At 51.8% G+C, this 19,621-nt stretch carries 19 protein-coding genes; 8 read left to right on the top strand and 11 right to left on the bottom strand.

Annotation, left to right across the window (positions count from 1 at the left end; all coding sequences use genetic code 11):
* Nucleotides 1-106: 106 nt before the first annotated feature.
* Genes SC206_RS16125 through SC206_RS16105 form a run of 5 tightly spaced genes read right to left on the bottom strand, consistent with a single transcriptional unit; the run spans nt 107 to nt 4,278 of the window.
* On the bottom strand, nt 107-934 hold the full coding sequence (locus SC206_RS16125; protein ID WP_332738645.1) for a transporter substrate-binding domain-containing protein: 828 nt from the start codon (nt 932-934) through the stop codon (nt 107-109).
* 36 nt (nt 935-970) lie between these two features.
* Nucleotides 971-1,708, bottom strand: coding sequence for an amino acid ABC transporter ATP-binding protein (locus SC206_RS16120; protein ID WP_332738643.1), 738 nt, complete (start codon nt 1,706-1,708; stop codon nt 971-973).
* A 13-nt stretch (nt 1,709-1,721) separates the two neighbouring features.
* Nucleotides 1,722-2,291, bottom strand: a complete 570-nt coding sequence (locus SC206_RS16115; RefSeq protein ID WP_332738642.1) for a peroxidase-related enzyme — start codon at nt 2,289-2,291, stop codon at nt 1,722-1,724.
* Nucleotides 2,288-2,770: a CMD domain-containing protein gene (locus SC206_RS16110; RefSeq protein WP_332738641.1), complete on the bottom strand. Its 483-nt coding sequence runs from the start codon at nt 2,768-2,770 to the stop codon at nt 2,288-2,290. The genes SC206_RS16115 and SC206_RS16110 overlap by 4 nt, the downstream gene beginning before the upstream one ends.
* The gene (locus SC206_RS16105; protein WP_332738640.1) at nt 2,767-4,278 is read right to left on the bottom strand and encodes an NAD(P)/FAD-dependent oxidoreductase; all 1,512 of its coding nucleotides are present in this window, start codon (nt 4,276-4,278) and stop codon (nt 2,767-2,769) included. The genes SC206_RS16110 and SC206_RS16105 overlap by 4 nt, the downstream gene beginning before the upstream one ends.
* A gap of 240 nt (nt 4,279-4,518) precedes the next feature.
* Here SC206_RS16105 and SC206_RS16100 point away from each other — a divergent pair, with 240 nt between their 5' ends.
* Complete coding sequence (locus SC206_RS16100) at nt 4,519-5,478, top strand: LysR family transcriptional regulator (protein ID WP_332738772.1); 960 nt, start codon at nt 4,519-4,521, stop codon at nt 5,476-5,478.
* A gap of 85 nt (nt 5,479-5,563) precedes the next feature.
* On the opposite strand, the gene SC206_RS16095 is transcribed toward SC206_RS16100, so the two are convergent.
* The gene (locus tag SC206_RS16095; RefSeq protein WP_332738639.1) at nt 5,564-7,144 is read right to left on the bottom strand and encodes an MFS transporter; all 1,581 of its coding nucleotides are present in this window, start codon (nt 7,142-7,144) and stop codon (nt 5,564-5,566) included.
* A gap of 263 nt (nt 7,145-7,407) precedes the next feature.
* Between SC206_RS16095 and SC206_RS16090 the strand changes: the two genes are divergently transcribed.
* Nucleotides 7,408-8,589 carry an oligogalacturonate lyase family protein gene (locus SC206_RS16090; RefSeq protein ID WP_332738638.1) on the top strand — a complete coding sequence of 394 codons (1,182 nt, stop codon included), beginning with the start codon at nt 7,408-7,410 and terminating at the stop codon, nt 8,587-8,589.
* Nucleotides 8,590-8,591: 2 nt separating this feature from the next.
* Entirely contained in the window at nt 8,592-8,912 is a 321-nt protein-coding gene (locus SC206_RS16085) for a cupin domain-containing protein (protein ID WP_332738637.1), read from the top strand.
* A 67-nt stretch (nt 8,913-8,979) separates the two neighbouring features.
* On the opposite strand, the gene SC206_RS16080 is transcribed toward SC206_RS16085, so the two are convergent.
* Together SC206_RS16080 and SC206_RS16075 are read right to left on the bottom strand one after the other, a co-directional pair.
* Nucleotides 8,980-10,116: an L-dopachrome tautomerase-related protein gene (locus SC206_RS16080; RefSeq protein ID WP_332738636.1), complete on the bottom strand. Its 1,137-nt coding sequence runs from the start codon at nt 10,114-10,116 to the stop codon at nt 8,980-8,982.
* A gap of 95 nt (nt 10,117-10,211) precedes the next feature.
* Complete coding sequence (locus tag SC206_RS16075) at nt 10,212-11,078, bottom strand: DMT family transporter (protein WP_332738634.1); 867 nt, start codon at nt 11,076-11,078, stop codon at nt 10,212-10,214.
* Between the two features lie 134 nt (nt 11,079-11,212).
* On the opposite strand from SC206_RS16075, the gene SC206_RS16070 reads away from it, so the two are divergent.
* Nucleotides 11,213-12,601, top strand: coding sequence for an aminotransferase-like domain-containing protein (locus SC206_RS16070; RefSeq protein ID WP_332738632.1), 1,389 nt, complete (start codon nt 11,213-11,215; stop codon nt 12,599-12,601).
* A 100-nt stretch (nt 12,602-12,701) separates the two neighbouring features.
* On the opposite strand, the gene SC206_RS16065 is transcribed toward SC206_RS16070, so the two are convergent.
* Entirely contained in the window at nt 12,702-13,637 is a 936-nt protein-coding gene (locus SC206_RS16065; protein WP_332738630.1) for a LysR family transcriptional regulator, read from the bottom strand.
* A 97-nt stretch (nt 13,638-13,734) separates the two neighbouring features.
* Between SC206_RS16065 and SC206_RS16060 the strand changes: the two genes are divergently transcribed.
* Together SC206_RS16060 and SC206_RS16055 are read left to right on the top strand one after the other, a co-directional pair.
* A complete protein-coding gene (locus tag SC206_RS16060) occupies nt 13,735-14,169 on the top strand; it encodes a DMT family transporter (RefSeq protein ID WP_332738628.1) in 435 nt (144 codons plus the stop codon).
* A 21-nt stretch (nt 14,170-14,190) separates the two neighbouring features.
* The gene (locus SC206_RS16055; protein ID WP_332738770.1) at nt 14,191-14,670 is read left to right on the top strand and encodes a DMT family transporter; all 480 of its coding nucleotides are present in this window, start codon (nt 14,191-14,193) and stop codon (nt 14,668-14,670) included.
* 111 nt (nt 14,671-14,781) lie between these two features.
* Here the strand turns inward: SC206_RS16055 and SC206_RS16050 are convergent, their stop codons facing one another.
* Nucleotides 14,782-16,287: a SulP family inorganic anion transporter gene (locus SC206_RS16050; protein ID WP_332738625.1), complete on the bottom strand. Its 1,506-nt coding sequence runs from the start codon at nt 16,285-16,287 to the stop codon at nt 14,782-14,784.
* Nucleotides 16,288-16,587: 300 nt separating this feature from the next.
* Here SC206_RS16050 and SC206_RS16045 point away from each other — a divergent pair, with 300 nt between their 5' ends.
* Together SC206_RS16045 and SC206_RS16040 are read left to right on the top strand one after the other, a co-directional pair.
* The gene (locus tag SC206_RS16045; RefSeq protein ID WP_332738622.1) at nt 16,588-16,995 is read left to right on the top strand and encodes a DUF2382 domain-containing protein; all 408 of its coding nucleotides are present in this window, start codon (nt 16,588-16,590) and stop codon (nt 16,993-16,995) included.
* A 26-nt stretch (nt 16,996-17,021) separates the two neighbouring features.
* A complete protein-coding gene (locus SC206_RS16040) occupies nt 17,022-18,347 on the top strand; it encodes a YsnF/AvaK domain-containing protein (protein WP_332738620.1) in 1,326 nt (441 codons plus the stop codon).
* Between the two features lie 89 nt (nt 18,348-18,436).
* Here the strand turns inward: SC206_RS16040 and SC206_RS16035 are convergent, their stop codons facing one another.
* Nucleotides 18,437-19,495 (bottom strand): NAD(P)-dependent alcohol dehydrogenase, encoded by a 1,059-nt coding sequence (locus tag SC206_RS16035; protein WP_332738618.1) that lies wholly within the window; start codon nt 19,493-19,495, stop codon nt 18,437-18,439.
* Between the last annotated feature and the right edge of the window lie 126 nt (nt 19,496-19,621).

The following is a 19,621-nucleotide window of genomic DNA, read 5'->3' as shown; positions in this document are numbered from 1 at the left end:
GGCCAGCGAGAGTCCATTACTTTAGTGCTGTGTTTATATAAGATATTGATATTTATATAAATAAGTAATATTTCTACAAATAAGTAATATTTCTATAAATAGGTAATTACTTCATGTACTTGACGACGTCTTCACCGAACCATTTCTGGGCCAGCTTATCCAGCGTGCCGTCAGCCTTCAGCTCAATCAGTACCTTGTTGATGTCGTCGTTCAGCGCCTGATTTTCGGCAGAACGGTGAATCAGCACGTAGGTGTTGTTAATGGAAACCGGCTCGCTCGCCACGATATCCAGTTTCTGATTGTCGATAACCGTCTGCTCGCCAAGGTTGGATGGCAAAATCAGCGCGTCATATTTGCCGCTCTGCACTTCTTTCAGGCGATCTGGATAAGGGATGCCGGCGCTTGAAGCTTTAATATCAATCTTGTAGCCCGTATTGTCCTGCTGCCACTGGTTGACGAACTTGTAAACGCCGCCGCCCGCAGTCACTGGCACGATATTTTTGCCGACCAAATCTTTCATGCCATTAATATTGCTGCCTTTATGGCTGTAGATCTTCATCAGGCTGGCGCCCATTGGCGTAGCAGGGATCAGAAACTGCTTGCTGCGCGCCGGATTAGTGTAGAAACCGCCGGTTGCCATGTCATATTTACCGGTCACCAAACCCGTTTCCTGCGCGATGTCTGCCGCGCCGACCATCTGGAATTTATACTGTGGCAGCTTGGCGTTGATGGCTTTCAGCACGTCAGGCTCGTAGCCCTGCGGTTCGACGCCAATTGCGCCCCATGACAAAGGTTTAGACTCCGCTGACGTAGCGATTTTAATGGTGCGAACGGCGGTATCGGCGAAGCTTGCGCCGGAGGTCATCAATAAAGCCGCGCCGCTTAACAGCGCCAGACCGAAACGACGGCGCAAAGTAGAATGAGTTGCCTGCATGTGCTGATATCCTTTTATTTTAATGAGTTAGCGTAATTAAACGGTGTGTTCAGAATTCAGAAATTGCGCAAGTCGCGGATTTGCAGGCGTGTCGAACATTTCTGTCGGCGTCCCCTGTGCAGCCACAACGCCTTGATCCATAAAGACGATTCGATTGGAAACGCTTTTGGCAAACTGCATTTCGTGCGTGACCAGCAGGGACGTAATGCCGGACGAGGTAACATCTTTAATAACTTTCAACACTTCACCCACCAGCTCGGGATCCAGCGACGAGGTCGGTTCGTCAAACAGGATCACGTCAGGACGCACCGCCAGAGCACGCGCAATGCCGGTACGCTGCAACTGTCCGCCAGAAAGCTGCGAAGGATAGTTGTCCTGTTTAGCAATTAACCCCACGCGCTCGAGTTCTTCCAGCGCGATTTTGCGCGCCTCGTCGCGTGATTTGCCCTGCACCACGATCAGCGGGTCCATCACGTTTTGTAAAACGGTCATGTTTTTGAACACGTTGAACTGCTGGAACACCATCGCCGTGCGCAAACGAATAGTCTGGATCGCCTGCTTATTAGGAGACTGATAATCCATTTTGAGCTGGTCAAAGGCGATACTGCCCGACTCAGGCTTGGCTAAATAGTTGATACAACGCAGTAACGTAGTTTTACCGGTGCCGCTCGGCCCGATAATAGAGACTACGTCGCCGCGATTTACCGACAGATTAACGCCTTTCAAAATTTGGGTGCTGCCATACGAAAGCTTGATGTTATTGAGTTCTAACATTTTATTGAGTGTCCTATGATTTTCCGCTGTCGGCATGGCCGAGAACGTGCATCAGGCGATTGGCCCAGCCAAAAATGGAAATGGCGTGAATAAGATCAAGAATTTCAACGTCGTTCATTCCTACGGCGCGCAATGCGGCGACATCTTCCTTGGTCGCTTCGGAAGGTGCTGCAGACAGGCGACGGGCAAACTGATAAATCGCCTTGTCGCGAGCGCCGAGCGTGGCCGGTTTATCGAAATAGAGAGCCGACACCACTTTCTCGTTTTTGGTTAGCTGCACGTGACGACGGGCGTGAACCACGGCGCAATATTTACAGCCATTAACCATCGACGCGCCCAACGCGCCCAACTCACGGTCCGCGCGATCGAGACCGCCATCGACATACATGATGGCGTTGAACAACACGGTTCGCGCCACGTAACTCTGCGGGTCATGGGCCAGCGTGCGCACATAGTCAGAAACTTTCTTGTTCGACGGCGTAATTTTCATCGCCTCGAGCTGATCGGCTCTGGCCGTTTCAACCTCGACGGGCGCAATATGAGGGTGCCAATTTAACGGCTTTAAGGTCACTAAAGGGATCATGCCAACCCCATTAGGCGCAGGCCGGTAATGACGCGAGTTTCGAAATTAACGAAAGCGATCAGTTCTGAAAGCGCGACGATTTGTCCGTTATTCAGACCTGCCTCTTCCAGACGGGTAATATCGGCTACGACGGCATCGGCAGGCGTCAGCGTGACGAAATCTGCGTGACGGGCGATGGCGCGCAAAGGCTGGGGTAAATCGTTTGCCCCTTCGGCGAGATCCAACAATTCAGGCGACGGGTTTAAGGCCGCCAACTGTGCTTTATATTGGTCAACCAATTTTTCATCGGCGTTCAGTATCGCCATGCGCAGCGCTAACGCGACACGCAAATGGGTAGCCAGTCCCTGATCGTCATCAGGTGTTAATACCGACACGCGGCACAGTTCTGCACCCTCGACAAATTCGGGACGAAAACGCCGTGCCTGATAGAGGGCATCACTCGGTGAAAGGCCAGCGGCCTTGTCAATTGCGTCAATCACAACGCGTTCTCCTGTTTGAGTAAAGGGGTGGAATCTGTCCATTCGTCGCCGAGTAATTCCGGATTTTCGTAGGCAATCAAATTAGCAAAATGAGTGTCGACATCGTCGGCAAACAGCGAGGCGGCAATGCCGCGAACCAGGCGATCGGCACCGGCGCTAACTGCCGGAATATCGCCAGAAACCTTGCCGTGGCTGAGCATGGCGGCGTCGTTGAAGCAGTGAATGTGCGCCAACATCGGGCATTCGCCGGCGACGCGCTCCTGGAATTCAAACGCGGGGCCGAGGTCTGGCGCTTCCAGCATGTTGACGCGCGGCGTGCCCATTTCGGGGCGATAACGGCCATCGGCCCACGAGCGGATGTGCGACGCCAGTTCGGAAAACTCCGGTCGACCGTTGAAATCGTTAGAGAAACCGGTGGCGGCAATCAGAAAATCGTAACGCAGTGGACCCTGAGTGGTCTCAATCAGCAGCTCGCCCGCGTCTTCTTTCACCGCGACAATGCCGCAGTCGAGCAAAAATCGTGCATTGTCATGACGCGACACGCGCAGGGTTGAGGCGCGCGGCGGTGGAGTTTGGGTCGAGGCGGTATAATCGACAAATTTCCATTTCCAGCTGTCGGGCAGATGCTGCATGCCGAGCACCACGCCCTGACTGCCAATGCCGGTCATCTTGTTAATGCGCGGCATCTCTTTTCGGCGAATCAGCAAATCGACCGATCCGGCACCCGTTTCGAGCGCGGTTGCGGCGTTATCCATTGAAGACGCGCCCGCGCCAATCACCGCCACGCGCTTGCCTTGCAGCGCCGAAAAATCGATGTCATCGGCGGAATGAGACCAGAAACGGCGATCGACCCCTTGCAGGAAATCAGGCACGGCAAAGCCGCCAAGACCGGAACGTCCCGTCGCCAGCACCAAACGGCGAGTGAGTACGCGGCCCGTTTCTGAACCTTCCAGCTCCAGCGCAATCAGGTCGCCGACAGCGGAAATACCTGTCATTCGCACGTTGTTGCGGATTGGTAGGGCCAAAACCTGGCGATACCAGACCAAATAATCCATCCACATATTTTTCGGGATCTTGTCTAACGCTTCCCAGGCTTCACTGCCCTGCTGAGCGGTAAACCAGGCGCGGAAAGTCAGCTGCGGTAGACCAAGCGCCGGGCCGTGCAACGACTTCGGCGAGCGTAGCGTTTCCATGCGCGCAAACGTCACCCACGGGCCTTCTAGACCTTCAGGAGCGGCGTCGTAAGTCACTACATTTGTAATGCCGGTAAGAATGAGTTTTGCCGTGGCCGCCAATCCGCACATTCCAGCGCCGATGACAACCACGTCACGCACGGCTTCGCCATTAAACGAACGCGCGGGAACCCATGGCTTGGCCGGAAGCTCCAGCAGCGCCAGATCCTCCTGCAAACGCCTTTCCAGCGCCGCTAATCCGACTCTATTTTTATCTTCTGAAGGTGTAGTATCCGTGGCGGACACTGTCGGTGCGGACGCTTTTTGTCTAAACATAAGACCCCTGATGTCGGCATAACAAACAATGAAATCGTCTAATCTATTATATGAAAAACGCATTATGATTGAGGTTGTATGCGAATTCTTAATACTAATTAATAATTAGCTTATACAAAAAATGCAATTGGTTTTTTTTTAAACAGTCTTTTTTCTTTAATCTTTCTGAAATCTTTTCAGTAAAATAGTGCAGTTTTTCAGTAAAATAACGCAATAAAATAAGGAATTTTAATGCCGAAAATGACCTCTTTAAGCGATCTTGATCTACGACAACTCGAGGCATTCTCTGCAGTTATCTCTTCAGGGAGTGTGACGGCGGCGGCCAAGGTGTTGCAGCGCTCGCAGCCGGCCGTCTCACGGCTGATTCAGGATTTGGAAAATGCGATTGGATATCCGCTGTTTTTACGCAACGGGCCACGCATTCACCCGACCGAACAGGCGTTGCGACTGCACGAATATGTTGAAACGGCGCTGATTTCACTGCAGCAGATTCGCCTGCGGGCCAATGAAATCTGGAAACAGGAAAAGAGTCCGTTGATGATTGCCGCCACGCCGTCGATGTCTTCGGGTTTACTGCCTGCGGCGTTGGCGAGTCTCAGCCTGAGTGATTCGGTGCAGATCCTTTCCGATTCCGCCGAGCAAACGGCGCACGCGATTATTACTGGTCAGGCCGAATTGGGGATCAGCAGTTTGCCGCTGGAGCATCAGGGCGTGCAGGTGCATTGGATTGGTCAGTCCCGCTGCGTGCTGGCGCTGCGTGACGATGACCCTTTGGCGCAGCAAGAGCAGGTTTCTTTGGCGGATTTAGAGGCGCGAAAACTGATCACCCCTTATAACCCGTATCGGCTGCGTCGGCGTTTTGAGCAGGCGTTACGGCAGGCCAAGGTGCAGCCTGCGGGCGTGGTGGAAACCAATTCGTCGGTGAATATTCTGGCCTGCGTGCGTGCGGGAATGGGCGTCGCGATCCTCGAACCAGTGACCGCTTATGGCCTGCCCGTCGCGGGCGTGGTGCTGAAAGAGCTGGATGTGGAAATTCCGTACTATTTCGGCGTGATGACACCGCAATCGAGACCGCCGCGTCAAAGCGTGCTGGTGCTTATCGACGCATTGAAACAGACAGCGGCTGAAATGCTGCCGCATTTTGCCTGCCTCGGGCCAGAAGAACATGCTCGCGTGATGCAATCGCTGCATCAGGATTAACGTAACAGCGAGCCACTAAGTCATAACCCGTGGCTCCTTGCTCATCCAAAAACGTTTTTTTTATATCACCGGCTATTACCGTTAATCAATGTTCAATGACTTTCGGTTCGATAGCGTTGAGATCGCCGGCTTTAGGCTCAAGCGCTTCTAAAGCGGGCGTAGCGAAAATGCTCCGACATACTTTGCTATTGCCCCAACATTGCTCGTACGGATAGCCCACCAGCTCTTCAATGACCACGCGAACCTCCGGTTTAATCATCACGAGGCGCCCGCCAGCCTTGATTCTAGCCACTTCCCCCAGCACCACGAGATGCGCCTTGCGGTTCAGTTTCATTTGATAGCTGAAAACGATGCCCATCAATGCCAGACCGATCACGCCAACGCTAAATACCACCGCAATGGCTGTAACCGCGCTCTCTGGTTGAGTGACTGATTTCGAATGAAAGCCATAGAAAGTCAGTATGGCGCCCATGTTGAACACGATAACCGATCGCATTAATTTGCCCGAGAAGGTCATGGCACCGGCGTAGATTCCTTCGCGACGACGGCCGGTAAACACCTCGTCAATGTCGGCTAAAAATGTATAAACCGTCCAGGGAATGTAATAAACGCCGCCCGTTCCGATGCCAAACACTACGGTAATCGCGAGCATCGCCGCCGTCGCATACTGGCGTGGCAGGTGCATAAAGTGCAACAGGCTGTAGCAGATTACCGAGAAAATCACGATGCCGAGCGCCAAAATGTAAGGCTTGCTAAAGCCCTTCTTCACACATAAACCAATAAAAATGGCGGTTGAAAAAAGCTGTAGCAGGGAGTTCAGGCTGTTCAAACCGGCGACCATCGCGGGGTCGTATTGCAAAACGAAAATGATGAAGTAGGTAAATAGCGAAGCAAATAGCCATTCAGCGCCGAATCCGCACAGGTACATCCCCAAATGTTTGCGGAACACCCGTAAATGGAAAATCGACTGCATATCTTTCACCAGCGTTGACAAGGTCTTCGCCAGCGTCATTTTCTTCTCATCAACGGGTGTGGTTTCCTCGACCGGACGCTCCCACGATGACAAATAAAGCATGGCAATGGCGCAGCACAAAATCACGCCATACGTCAGCGCGGTATAGAAAAACGGTTCGGCGGAGTCTTTGCCATAAAGCAAAATAAACTGCCCCGGAATCAGAGCCGCCAAAAAATTCGCTATCTTGCCGAAAATAGCTTTAAAGCCGGTAAGTTTAGAGCGCGCCGAGAAATCGGTGGTCATTTCGGTCGCAAGGGTTTCGTAGGGCACCATAACCGAGGTGTATATCAATTCGAAAATCACATAAGTGGTCAGGTAATACCAAAAACCAAAGCCTTCTACCCACAGTAGCGGATAAAAAAGCATTAATGGAATGCCGAGTAAGATAAAGAAGCGGCGACGGCCAAAGCGTTTTCCGAGCCGCGTTTTGCCAAAATTATCAGAAAGGTAGCCCATCAAGGGATTGCTTAGCGCATCGATAATACTCGCGATGGAAAAGATTGCCGAGGCCTCTAATAACGTCAGGCCACAGAAGGTGGTATAGAAATAGAGCAGCCAGATCCCGGCAATGGCTAACGCTCCGCTGCCCAATAAATTCCCACCGCCATAAGCCAGTTGATGCCTGAATAAAATCGGTTTTTCTGCGTTCATCGGGTGTCCGCCAAAAAGAGAGAATAAAATGAACCGGCGTTTCATTTTTTGATGGCAGATTTATATCTTTTGAACAACAGGAAAAATGTGAGGTGGTTCAAAGTCAGGTTAAGCAGCCGGCTTTATCGACCACTTTTGAGATCTACGTTACATTCTTATGATTAAATTGACTTAAATAAATGAAATGGTGTTTCAATTATTTTAAATGCGCTATAGAACTTGTTGAACGCTTATTCTTTTTAGTCCGAGTCATGAGGTGAGTGATGGCCAAAGGTGCCCAGATTCAGTTAAATTTTCATACCGTGCAGGATGCGCAAACGGGGGCCAACGTCACGCGTTTAACGTCGCCGGACGTATTGTGTCATCGCAATTATTTCTATCAGAAATGCTTCACCCGTGATGGTAATCGGCTGCTGTTTGCGGGCGAGTTTGAGGGTCATCGCAACTATTATCTTCTGGATTTGAAAACCCAAAAGGCGGTGCAATTAACCGAGGGCGCTGGCGATAATACCTTTGGTGGTTTTCTGTCGCCCGACGATCGTTTTCTTTATTACGTTAAAAACGAACGCACCTTGTGTCGGGTATCGCTGACTGATTTTACCGAAACGCCTATTTATCAGGTCCCCGAAAATTGGGTGGGTTATGGCACTTGGGTGGCGAACAGCGAATGCACACGTTTAGTCGGCATTGAAATCGCCAAAGAAGATTGGACGCCTCTTTCCGATTGGCAAAAATTCCAGGCGTTTTATCACAGTAACCCGCAGTGTCGCCTGATTTCAGTGGATATGCTGAATGGAAAATCGCGCGTTATTCATCAGAAAAATGAGTGGCTTGGGCATCCAATCTTTCGTCCTTTTGATGATAGAACGGTCGCTTTTTGTCATGAAGGTCCACACGACCTTGTTGACGCACGAATGTGGCTGATAAATGAAGATGGCACTCATCTGCGTAAGGTGAAAGAGCATGCGGCTGGCGAAAGCTGCACTCACGAATTCTGGGTGCCCGACGGCTCGGCGCTCATCTATGTCTCTTATATGAAAGGACAAAGTGAGCGTCACATCCGTCGCTTCGATCCCCAGACGGCAGAAGACAGCAGCTTGATGACCATGCCAGCCTGCTCGCATCTGATGAGTAACGAAAACGGCACGCTTTTGGTTGGCGATGGGTCGGGCACGCCCGTAGATGTAAAAGATACCGCCAGCCATGAGATCGAAAATGATCCGTGGTTGTATATTTTCGATACGAAAACTCGCCACTATGCGCCGCTGGCGGCCCATAAAAGTTCCTGGCAGGTCCTCAACGGCGATCGTCAGGTGACTCATCCGCACCCTTCTTTCTCGCCCGACAATCGCCACGTGCTGTTTACCAGTGACTACGAGGGACTTCCGGCGCTCTATCTCGCTGAAATTCCGGCGTCTTTATTAACCTCATTAGGCAAGGAGTAAAGGTGTTTATTTACCATAAAGATGTTCCCTTACAGGATCTTGGCGCAGGCGTAAGCCGTCGCGTATTGGCACACAGCGGCTCGATGATGGCGGTCGAGGTTTCTTTTGAAAAAGGTGCAGTCGGCCCAATGCATAATCACGTTCACGAGCAGCTAACTTACGTGCTGAGTGGCCGCTTTGCCTTTACCATCGGCGATGAAACCCGTGAAGTCTCGGCGGGAGATACGCTCTATAAACAGCCGTACATTATGCACGGCTGTGTCTGTCTTGAGAAAGGCGTGCTGCTGGATACCTTCACCCCGCAACGACAGGACTTTTTATAATAGTGACTATCCAGCGCTGAATTTTGCTATTGGATTTTCGCTATTAATGAACGCTGGCTATTGGCCGTTAGTCGACTTTAACCCGCATTACCAAAAACGGCGGTTTACGTAAATCTTTGCCGCCGTTCAAATCAGCCAGTCTATTCCATTGACCGAGCGTGATGTATAAATAGTGATTTTTATACGCCAGACCGTCGGGCCAACCGAAATTCTTTTCGTCATGCGCGATCAGGGAATAATTCCCCGCTGGATCGCGTTTTACTAACGACTCCTGCTCGAAAGCACCAAAATAAATATTGCCCTTTTCATCCTCCGCCAGACCGTCATTTGCCGGATGCTGTCCTTCGAATTTGACACTCTTCTCTATATTGCTTTCAGACTGAGAGAAGTTACTTAATATCGCCGTCGGCACGCTGTACAAATTACGGCCGCTCAACGCTGTCCAATAAAGCGTTTTATTATCCGGACTGATGGCAATACCGTCCGCGCCGCCAAGCGGGAAGGTCTGGTTTTTAAAATCATATTTATGCGGTTTGCCTTCTAAAAAGGCCACAAAGCCTGCGTCGGGAGAGGTGGAATAATGGTTTACCAACACTTCTTTTTGATTGTCGGTCGCAATATCTATCACCACCAGCGAGAAATGCTCTTTAAAACCCGAGTTGGCGATATAAACCGTTCCTTGCGAACCGTGAGAAAGATCGACACGCAGATCGTTGTAGTGTGAGCCTGAGTTCAGCACAGGTTTACGAATGATCAGCTTATGCACCACTTTATTGGTTTTGGTATCGATACCAATTACCTTCGCAGCGCCTTCGGGAATTTCTTGTTCGCCCGCCCTTTTGCCGTCATCCAAAATCCACAGCACGTCATTTTTATCAATATACATGCCGTGCGGTGACACCAGCCAGTCTTGATAATTGCCGTTTTGCACGCTGCCCAGCTTATTATCGGGGTAAGGTTCGACCTTATTATTCTTCAATTCTCCCAGCGCGTACCATGAATGATTATCGGCATGGCGCGGAAAGCCTAGAAATACGCGATTGCTCGAGCTGACTGCAATACCCGAAGGATCGGGCACGGGCTGAGTTAATCGACCAATAATCTCTGGCTTGGCGTCGGCCAAGGCAAACTGAGGGGTCGCCAGTGAAGACGCGGCCATTACCGCTAATAAGGTCGTTTTCAATAACGCGGCTTTTAATTGCATCGCTCTTCCCTTCTCTATAATTCACAGAATAAGAAAGTATAGACAAGGGAGCGTGTTTTTATAGCAAAGTGCCAACTTAGGGTAATTATTCAGAATCAACGCACGGCAAATCGTTTCGCGCCTATCACACAGGTTACTGCGCCGAGGGTAATAAGCAGCATCATCGCGCTGACGGATTCATGTAGTAGTAAAGAGGCGAGACCCAGCGCCATAAAAGGTTGCACCAACTGCAATTGACCGACGGCGGCAATTCCGCCCTTAGCCAACCCGTGATACCAAAATATAAAACCAATTAGCATACTGAAGACCGAAACATAGACAAACCCCATCCACGCCGAGGTCGAAATTTGGCTAAAGGTTGGCGGCACGGTAAACCACGCCATAGGAATCATGACGGGCAAAGAGAGCAGCAATGCCCAGCTTATCACCTGCCATCCGCCTAATCTGCGCGTCAGTTTGGCCCCTTCGGCATAGCCTAATCCGCAAACGATAACAGCGGCGGTCATCAGCAAATCACTTCTCATCGTGCCACCGCTATCATTCGAAAGCGCATAGCCGGCCACCAGCGCCCCACCGACAATCGCAAATAGCCAAAATGCGGGCTGTAAACGTTCTCCGCCGCGCAGTACGGCGAAGGCGGCCGTGCAAAGCGGCAATAAACCAAGGAAAACAATAGAGTGGGCAGAAGAAACCTGTTGTAACGCGAGAGCTGTTAGCAGCGGAAATCCTACCACTACGCCCGCTGCCGTGATGGCTAAAGAGAAGAGATCGGACAACGCCGGGCGACGCTGACGGCCTATTACCAGTAACATCGCCCCGAGCGTGGCGGCAATAATGGCTCGCGCGCTGGTTAAAAACAGCGGATCAAAATCCGCTACCGCCGCGCGCGTCGCAGGTAATGAACCGGCAAAAATCATCACGCCAATAAATCCCGTTAGCCAACCACCTTTTATCCAGTTCATCACGTTCTCCTTGTTAAGTGGTGGACAGTTAACCATTGGCGTGGGCATGGCAGCCAGATACAATCCGGTACAATTAGTGGAAACTGTATTGTTAGAAAAAGCAGTACAGTCAGAATAGTTAACGAGGAGCAGCGATGTCGCGCGGCCAGACCCGAATCACCACCGTAATGGAGCAAGTACGCGTGCAGATTGCAGCGCGTGCCTATCTGCCTGGCGCGCGCCTGCCCTCGGTACGTGCGCAGGCAAAAATATCGGCGGTTTCCATCTCGACCGTCGTTGAAGCTTACGAAAGATTGGCCGCCGAAAACGTCTTGATTTCACGGCCCGGTGCAGGTTTTTTCGTCACGGGTCCGGTCGCGCCTCTGGATCTGGCGCAGCTTGTCCCTTCAACCGAACGTGACATTGACTCACTTTGGATTTCGCGGCAATCGCTGGAGGCTGACCCTTCGGTATTAAAACCCGGCTGTGGCTGGCTGCCGACTTCGTGGATGTATGAAGATGGCATGCGGCGCGCGCTACGTAAGGTGGCGCGGGCCGAAACGGCACTGCTGACCGACTATGCTGCGCCGAACGGACACTGGGGGTTGCGTCAATTTTTGCTGCGACGACTGGCGCAGGCGGGGATCGAGGCGCAGCCGGAGCAAATTATGCTTACCGATTCCGGTACGCACGCCATCGACCTGATTTGCCGTTTTCTGCTGCAACCCGGCGACACGGTATTGGTCGATGACCCTTGTTACTTTAACTTTCACGCGCTGCTCAGAGCTCATCGGGTCAATATTATTGGCGTGCCTTATCTGCCAAACGGCCCCGATTTGGCCGCTTTCGAATTGGCAATCAAGACGCATTCGCCGCGTCTTTATATCACCAATTCGGGTATTCATAATCCGACTGGCGCGACCCTTTCACCCGTGACGGCCCATCAACTGCTGAAAATGGCCGAAGCCTCCGATTTAGTTATTGTCGAGGATGATATTTTCGCCGATTTCGAAAGCCAGCCCGCACCAAGGTTATCCTCTTTTGACGGCCTATCACGCGTGATTCATATCGGTAGCTTTTCGAAAACCGTTTCTGCTTCTTTGCGCTGCGGCTATATCGCGGCGCGGGCAGATTGGGTTTATACCCTCGCCGATTTACGCATTGCCACCAGCTTTAGCAACGGACAGTTAGCCGCCGAAATCATGCTGGCCATTCTGACGGACAGCGGGTATCGCCGCCACATGGAGGCATTAAAGAGAAAATTGGCAGAGGCGATGAAAGAAACGATGAGAAAACTCGCGAAGCTGGGAATTACACCTTGGCATATTCCTCAGGCAGGCATGTTTCTCTGGTGCAAACTGCCTACAGGCGCGGATGCTGCCGCCGTCGCGCGTGTCTGCATGCAGCATGGCGTGGTATTAGCGCCCGGAAACACCTTCAGCCAGTCCGGCAACGCCACCCATTTTATGCGCTTTAACGTTTCGCAATCGGCGGATCCAAAAATCTATCAGGCGCTAGAGTTGGCCCTAAAGAGTGAAACGTAGCATTAAAGGCTGGAAAGCCGTCACCGTTTAAAAACGTTTTCATTCGAAAGGTTGAATACAAACATTCGATAAGCAGGCACGCCCGATAACGAGTAATTAATTATTCAAACTGCCAGTACATGGGTGAGCCGTAGACTTCGACGAAGTAGTCGATGACGGCGCGGACGTTGAGCGGCGGGTGGCGGGCGTTGGGGTAAATGGCGGCGATGTGCTGCGGTTCGGTCTTGATGGCCCCCTCGAAATCGGTCATTACTCTGACTAACTCACCCTTTTTTATACTGTCGCCGATAAGCCAATCGGGGAATAACACCATGCCCATGCCGCCCAGCGCGGCGGTCAGCAGCGATTCGGCATTATTGGAGGTCAGCAGCGCGGCAATCGGATAGTGGGTCCAACCCGCATCGGACTTTCTGAATAACCAGCGATTTGGCCCCGACGAACCGCTATACACCAGACAGCGATGGTGCGCGATATCAGCAGGCGTAGTTGGCGCGCCGTGCGTTTTCACATAGCTCGGCGAGGCCACTAAATGATAATGCTGATCGCCAAAAATTCGCGCATGAAATGAAGAGTCGGTTAGCGTGCCGATACGAAACAGCACGTCGGAGGCGTCGCGGTGCGGGTCGATATAGTCGTCGGTTTGTGTCAATTCAATCAACAGCTTTGGATAACGGACAGAAAGCCCCGTCAGCCACGGCGCAATATGTCGCTGGCCGAAGAATACCGGCGCGTTGATACGCACTAAACCAGCGGGTTCCAGCGAGCGGTCTTGCAACTGCTTGCGCGCCTCGCTCAGCTGTTCGGTCATCGTGCGCGCATATTCAACAAACAGCCTTCCGGCTTCGGTAGGGATTACGGCGCGAGTATTACGATAGAACAGCTGCTGGCCGAGCGTATCCTCAAGCTGCAAAATGACCCGTGAAATCATCGAGGCCGACACGCCCTCACGACGCGCGACCACGGAAAAGCTTTGCGCATCGAAAACGCCGATAAAAAACAGCAAGGCGCGAAAATTTATCGCGTTGGCATCATGCATTATCTCGATTCCCGCAAAAGTGTTTCCTAGATTATACCGTTTTTCATCATCCCCGACTGCTATATGATGCGCCCCTAAACTATTTGGAGACTGTTTTATGCAGCTGTTATTTATATTACTCGTCGTTGCAGGCGGGATGGGATTATCCGTTGAAGCAGGGTTATTAGGACCTTTAGGCAGTGAAGTCGGTGATTTATGGGCAACCTTCAGTATTTTCGGCGTCGGCGCAGGGCTGACTTTTCTACTGATGCTGTTTTTCAGCCCTCGTAACAGCCCTTCCTTCTTTGCGCAGCCGGGCTGGCAATTACTGGGCGGTATTTTAGGTCCGGTTTACGTGGTGATTTTAACTATCGCCGTACCAGCAATCGGCATCGCGATGACCATGATCGGTATTTTGGCCGGACAGGTATTCAAAAGTCTGGTTATCGATCATTACGGGCTATTCGGCACCGCGCATCGCAAAATCGATAATAAACGCATTATCGCTTTGGTGTTTATCATTGCCGCGCTGATTCTTGTGGCGAGAGGGTAAGGAATTATTATGACTATTTTGATGACTGTTTTTATGATTGCGCTGGCGGTGGTTGGCGGTGCTTTTCTGAGTATTCAGGCGGCGATTAACGGACAGCTCGGCAGTAAGGTGGGTGTGTTCCGCTGTGCTTTTTTAACATTTTCGCTTGGCGCTCTGGTTACCGCACTGTTGATCTTCTTTTTCGAACCGAAACACGCGGTCACGCTGCTTGATGTACCGAAATGGCAGCTGCTGGGTGCGCTGTGCGGCGTGCCTTATATCGTGATTATGGTGCTGGCGGTACAACGCATCGGCGCGGCGGTTGCAACGGTTGCAGTAATCTTCGGTCAGCTGGCGATGAGCATGTTGATCGATAACTTCGGCTGGTTGGGCAATCAGGCGATTCACTTCTCGATGACCCGTCTTGGCGCGGTGGTTTGCTTGGGTATCGCGCTGTACTTTATCTATTCGAGCAATAAAACCAGCGAGTTAACCTCGGAAGACGCTCCAATCCGCGACTAATTTTTTCGTCGTGGTTTTATTGTTTACCCGGTTGGCCAAAAAAAAACCCGCGTTTCTATCAAGAGCGCGGGGTTTATTTTTTATCATTATTACCTTTCCGGCGACGACTTGTTAGCCCAAATTGCCGGTAAGACGGTTATGGAAATCGCTGCTACGCAGGTCTAATCCTTCAATCTTTACCTCACAACCGTAACGCTGATAGCGATAAACGATGCCGTCTAACGCGGCGACCGTTGAGGCATCCCAAATCTGCGCGTGCGTTAGGTCGATAATGACCTGTTTAGGATCGTGCGGGTAATCAAAATGTTCGAACAAATCGTTGCTGCTGGCAAAAAATAGCGGGCCGCGCACGGTATAACGCACGCTGTCACCCATTTCGCTCAGCGCGCGTTCGGCGTGAATCACGTGGGCGATGCGACGTGCAAACAGCATCATTGCGACAATCACGCCCGCCAGCACGCCCAGCGCCAGATTGCTGGTCCAGACAGTAATCGCCACCGTCAGCACCATCACCAGCGTTTCAGACCACGGCATGCGTTTCAGCGTTGCCGGTTGCAGGCTATGCCAGTTAACGGTTTTAACGGCGACCACCATCATGATACCCGCCAGCACCACCATCGGAATTTGCGCCAGCACTTTGCTCAGGCCGGTAACCAGCAACAGCAACACCAGCGCCGCCGCGACGGTTGATACACGGCTGCGCGCCTTGCCCAGCTCAACGTTAACGATGGTCTGACCAATCATCGCGCAGCCCGCAATCCCGCCGTAAAAGCCGGCAAAAATATTGGCGATGCCCAAGCCCCACGATTCGCGGCGCTTGCTAGAGGGCGTGTCGGTAATATCATCCACCAGCTTGGCGGTCAGCAGCGACTCCATCAAACCTACAAACGCGATGCTCAGCGCGGTCGGCCAAACGATTTGCAGGGTTTGCCAGCTAAGCGGCACCAGCAGTTGGGTCAGACCCGGCAGGCCTGGCGACATCGGGCCTTCATCGCCGACGTTCGGCATTCTGTAGCCCATAAATAGCGCGACGCCGGTTACCACAATGATGGCAATCAGGGGCGAAGGCACGCTTTTCAGCACTTTTGGCAGCAACAGCACGATGAGCAAGGTGACGGCAAACATCACCCACACCAGCGACGACTGCCCCCAAACGTGAGGCACCTGCGCGAAGAAAATCAAAATGCCGAGCGCGTTGACGAAGCCAATCATCACGGAGCGCGGAATATAACGCATCATGCGCGACAGTCCGGTCAGACCAAAAATAATCTGCACCACGCCGCCCAGCACCACCGCCGGTAAAATATATTCAACGCCGTGCGCGTGTACCATCGGACCAATGACCAGCGCGACCGAACCCGCCGCCGCCGTCACCATGGCCGGACGCCCCCCCAGAATCGACAGGGTAAAACAGAGCACAATCGAAGCAAACAGGCTGACTTTCGGATCGACACCGGCGATTACCGAAAACGAAATCACCTCGGGGATAAGCGCCAGCGCGGTCACCACACCGGCCAGGCATTCGCGGGTCATTAATCGCGGCGATTTCAGCACGTCGAGCACGCGCCCTTCATTATCCTGCTCCGCCTGGGCCGAGAGGTTTATATCGTTATTCATTGAGTTTCATTAAACGGGGAAAAGTGCTCTAACTATAAAGGAATCTGAAAGAGGATCAACGATTCAGCGGCATATTGCATTTTAGGAATAATATTAAGCGCATATTTTTTCTAGCGTTATCAATTACTGACAAATATAACGCCTTTCATAATTAGCCGCCTTACGACCCTGACCGCCTAAATACTGGGGGTATGCTAGACTTTCTAATTAACGCAGTCAGTTTCTCTATCGGTTTGCTTTATTAGAGCATTTTCGTTTAATTCATTCCGCCTTTCATTTGATAACCACGACGAGACGAACATGAATTCAATTCCACCCAACGATCCGCAGCAAGATCCTCATGAAATCGTGATCGAACTTGCTGAAGAAGAGTTATCGGTGACGCGGGAGCAGGTTAGCGATGGTCGTGTGCGTGTGACGCGTTCAACGGTTGAACACGACGAGGCGATTAATCTACTCCTTAACCGCGAACGGGTTGAAGTGGTTCACGTGGCGAAAGGCCAGCGAATTGAGGAAATGCCTGAAATCCGAGAAGAAAATGGCGTACTGATTGTGCCGGTAGTTGAAGAGGAAATCGAAGTTATCCGCAGACTGGTGCTTAGGGAAGAACTGCATATTCGCAAGATATCCGAGCAGGTTCCCTATGAAGACGTGGTCACGCTGCGTAAGCAACAGGTCAATGTGGATAAAAAGGAAGACGAAACATAGTCGACACTTATTACGAGGATTGAATCATGGCACACGAAAAGATTGTAACGATGTTCAATACTGTGGCGCAGGCCGAGGGCGCAAAACGTAACCTGAGCAAAGCCGGGTTTTCGGAAAGTGACATAGACATTATCTCGGGCGAACGCCTGCGTTCGGAAGGCCATGAAGCGCGTCATCCCGGGCTTTGGCAGCGGCTATTTGGCGATACTGTGGATGAATCTCAGGCCGCCGTTTATGAAGACGCCATGAAATCCGGCGGCGTTGTGCTGACGCTAAAAGCCAAAGAAGAGGAGCTGCCGCGCGCGCTCGGTATTCTTGATGCCCATGATACCGTCGATATGCCGAATCGCGGATTTGGCAATCTGACCACCGATTCTCCTGCCGACACGCAGTACGGCGCTGCCGATAAAGAATTTGGCGGTACAGATAAGCCGTTTGGCTCAACGGATAAAGAATTTAGCAGTACAGATAAAGAATTCGGTGCGGCGGATGTCGCCGACAACCAGTACGGTAATGCCGATATTACCTCGCCGGCGATTTCTGATTCGCGTCCGCTGACCGAAGACAAGAAAGAGCTCGATGCACTTGAGCCCGTTCAGGACTCCTATACCGTTGATAATCCTCATCATGATGACAGTTACCCTGACAATAAAACGGTTCCCCTTCGCGCTTCGTTAACTGGCGATGAAAGTGAAGCCGACGTGCTGCGTCTGGCCGAGGAACGTCTTGAGGTCGGAAAGCGTCTGGTCAGTGAAGGTTCAACCCGCGTTCGTCGATACACCGTGACCGATCAGGTGTCGGAAGATATCTCGCTTCAGGAACAGCACGCCGACATTTTCCGTCGTGCCGTCAATGAGCCAGGCGCGTCAAATAGCATTGATTGGTCAGAAAAAACCGTCGAAATTGCCGAGTCTCACGAGCAGCCGGTGATTAACAAAACTGCGCACATTAAAGAAGAGGTTGTGGTGCGCAAAGACGTGACCGATCGCGTTGAAACCGTTAAAGATTCTGTACGTCATCAAGAGGTTGATATCGACCGCACCTCGCCGAACAGTTTTAGGGAAGGCGCGGCAGATCGCGGCAGCGTGCTGGATGACGAAGACGATACCACGCGGATTCATACAGACACCGAGTTTGCCAGAGAGCTGGATAATATTTCTCCTGCGGGCGGCGCGCCACGCACAACGGATCCTGATTTCGATCGCAGTACGGTGGATAAAGATCGGCTGGAAAGCGATCAGTATGACAAAGAGAGAATGGATCAATCGAAAGATGAGGGCATGACGGATAAAATCGCCGACAAAGCCACTGATTTGAAAAACAAATCGCAGGACAAGTTTGGTTCACGCTAATCAGTAATCCTACTAAATCCTACTAGTAAATAAAAAAGCCCGCTATTTCGCGGGCTTATTACTATATGAAAGTCAGGTTTCTATGAAAATCAGGCTGTCGCCGGGGCTTCTAGCGAAGCCATATCAATCACGAAACGATAACGTACGTCGGCTTTTTCCATTCGTTCGAAAGCCTCATTGATTTCATCCATGCGGATCATTTCACAGTCAGGCAAAATATTGTGCTCGGCACAGAAATCCAGCATCTCCTGCGTTTCTTTAATTCCGCCGATAGGTGAACCCGCCACGCGACGACGCCCCATTAACAGCGGCACGGTGCTCAGCTCTTCAAGCGGTCCGACCTGTCCGACCAATACCAGCGTCGCGTCGACGTCAAGCAGCGCCAGATAAGGCATCAAATCGTGTTTTACCGGCACGGTATCGATGATCAAATCAAAATGATTGGCAGCCTGACCCATGGCGTCGTTGTCGCTCGACGCCAGCAGACGATTTGCACCCAGCGCCAGCGCGTCGGCTTCTTTATCTTTGGTGCGGCTGATAACCGTCACGTCTGCGCCCAGCCCGACCGCCAGTTTGACCGCCATGTGGCCCAACCCGCCCAAACCAATTACGCCTACGCGGCTGCCTTCGCCCACGTTCCAGGTTTTCAGCGGCGACCAGGTGGTAATACCGGCGCAGAGTAACGGCGCGGCTTTGGCGAGATCCAGCTGGTCGGAAACGCTTAGACAGAACTCTTCGCGCACCACTAAATGCTTGGAATAACCGCCCTGCGTCGGCTCTTTGGTCACGCGATCATAGCCTGCATAAGTGCCGGTCATGCCTTCGCGGCACAGCTGCTCTTCGCCTTTTTTACACTGATCGCACTCTTGGCAGCTGTCGACCATACAGCCCACGGCCACGCTATCGCCGACTTTAAATTTGGAAACCGACGCGCCAACCTGCGTTACGCGGCCCACAATTTCGTGGCCCGGCACTATCGGATAGTAGCTCCATCCCCAGTCATTGCGGGCGGTATGCAGGTCAGAGTGGCAAACGCCACAGTACAAAATTTCCATCGCGACATCATTTGCACGCAGGCCACGTCTTTCGAATTCGAAAGGGGCCAAAGGCGTTTCAGTATCGTAAGCAGCAAATCCGATCGTTTTCATGTTCAAACTCCCGACATAGGTCGATTCGGTGGATAGTTACCCGAGTTGTGATTAAGGAAGGCAGAATTTTGGAATTATTAGAATGGTGGACCCTATAACCATAGCCTGATTTTCAGCAGATGTGGC

The sequence above is a fragment of the Rouxiella sp. T17 genome (assembly GCF_036663475.1).
Taxonomy (GTDB): domain Bacteria; phylum Pseudomonadota; class Gammaproteobacteria; order Enterobacterales; family Enterobacteriaceae; genus Rouxiella.
Note: the sequence above shows the minus strand (reverse complement) of the source record. Positions and strands in the feature narration are given on the sequence as shown.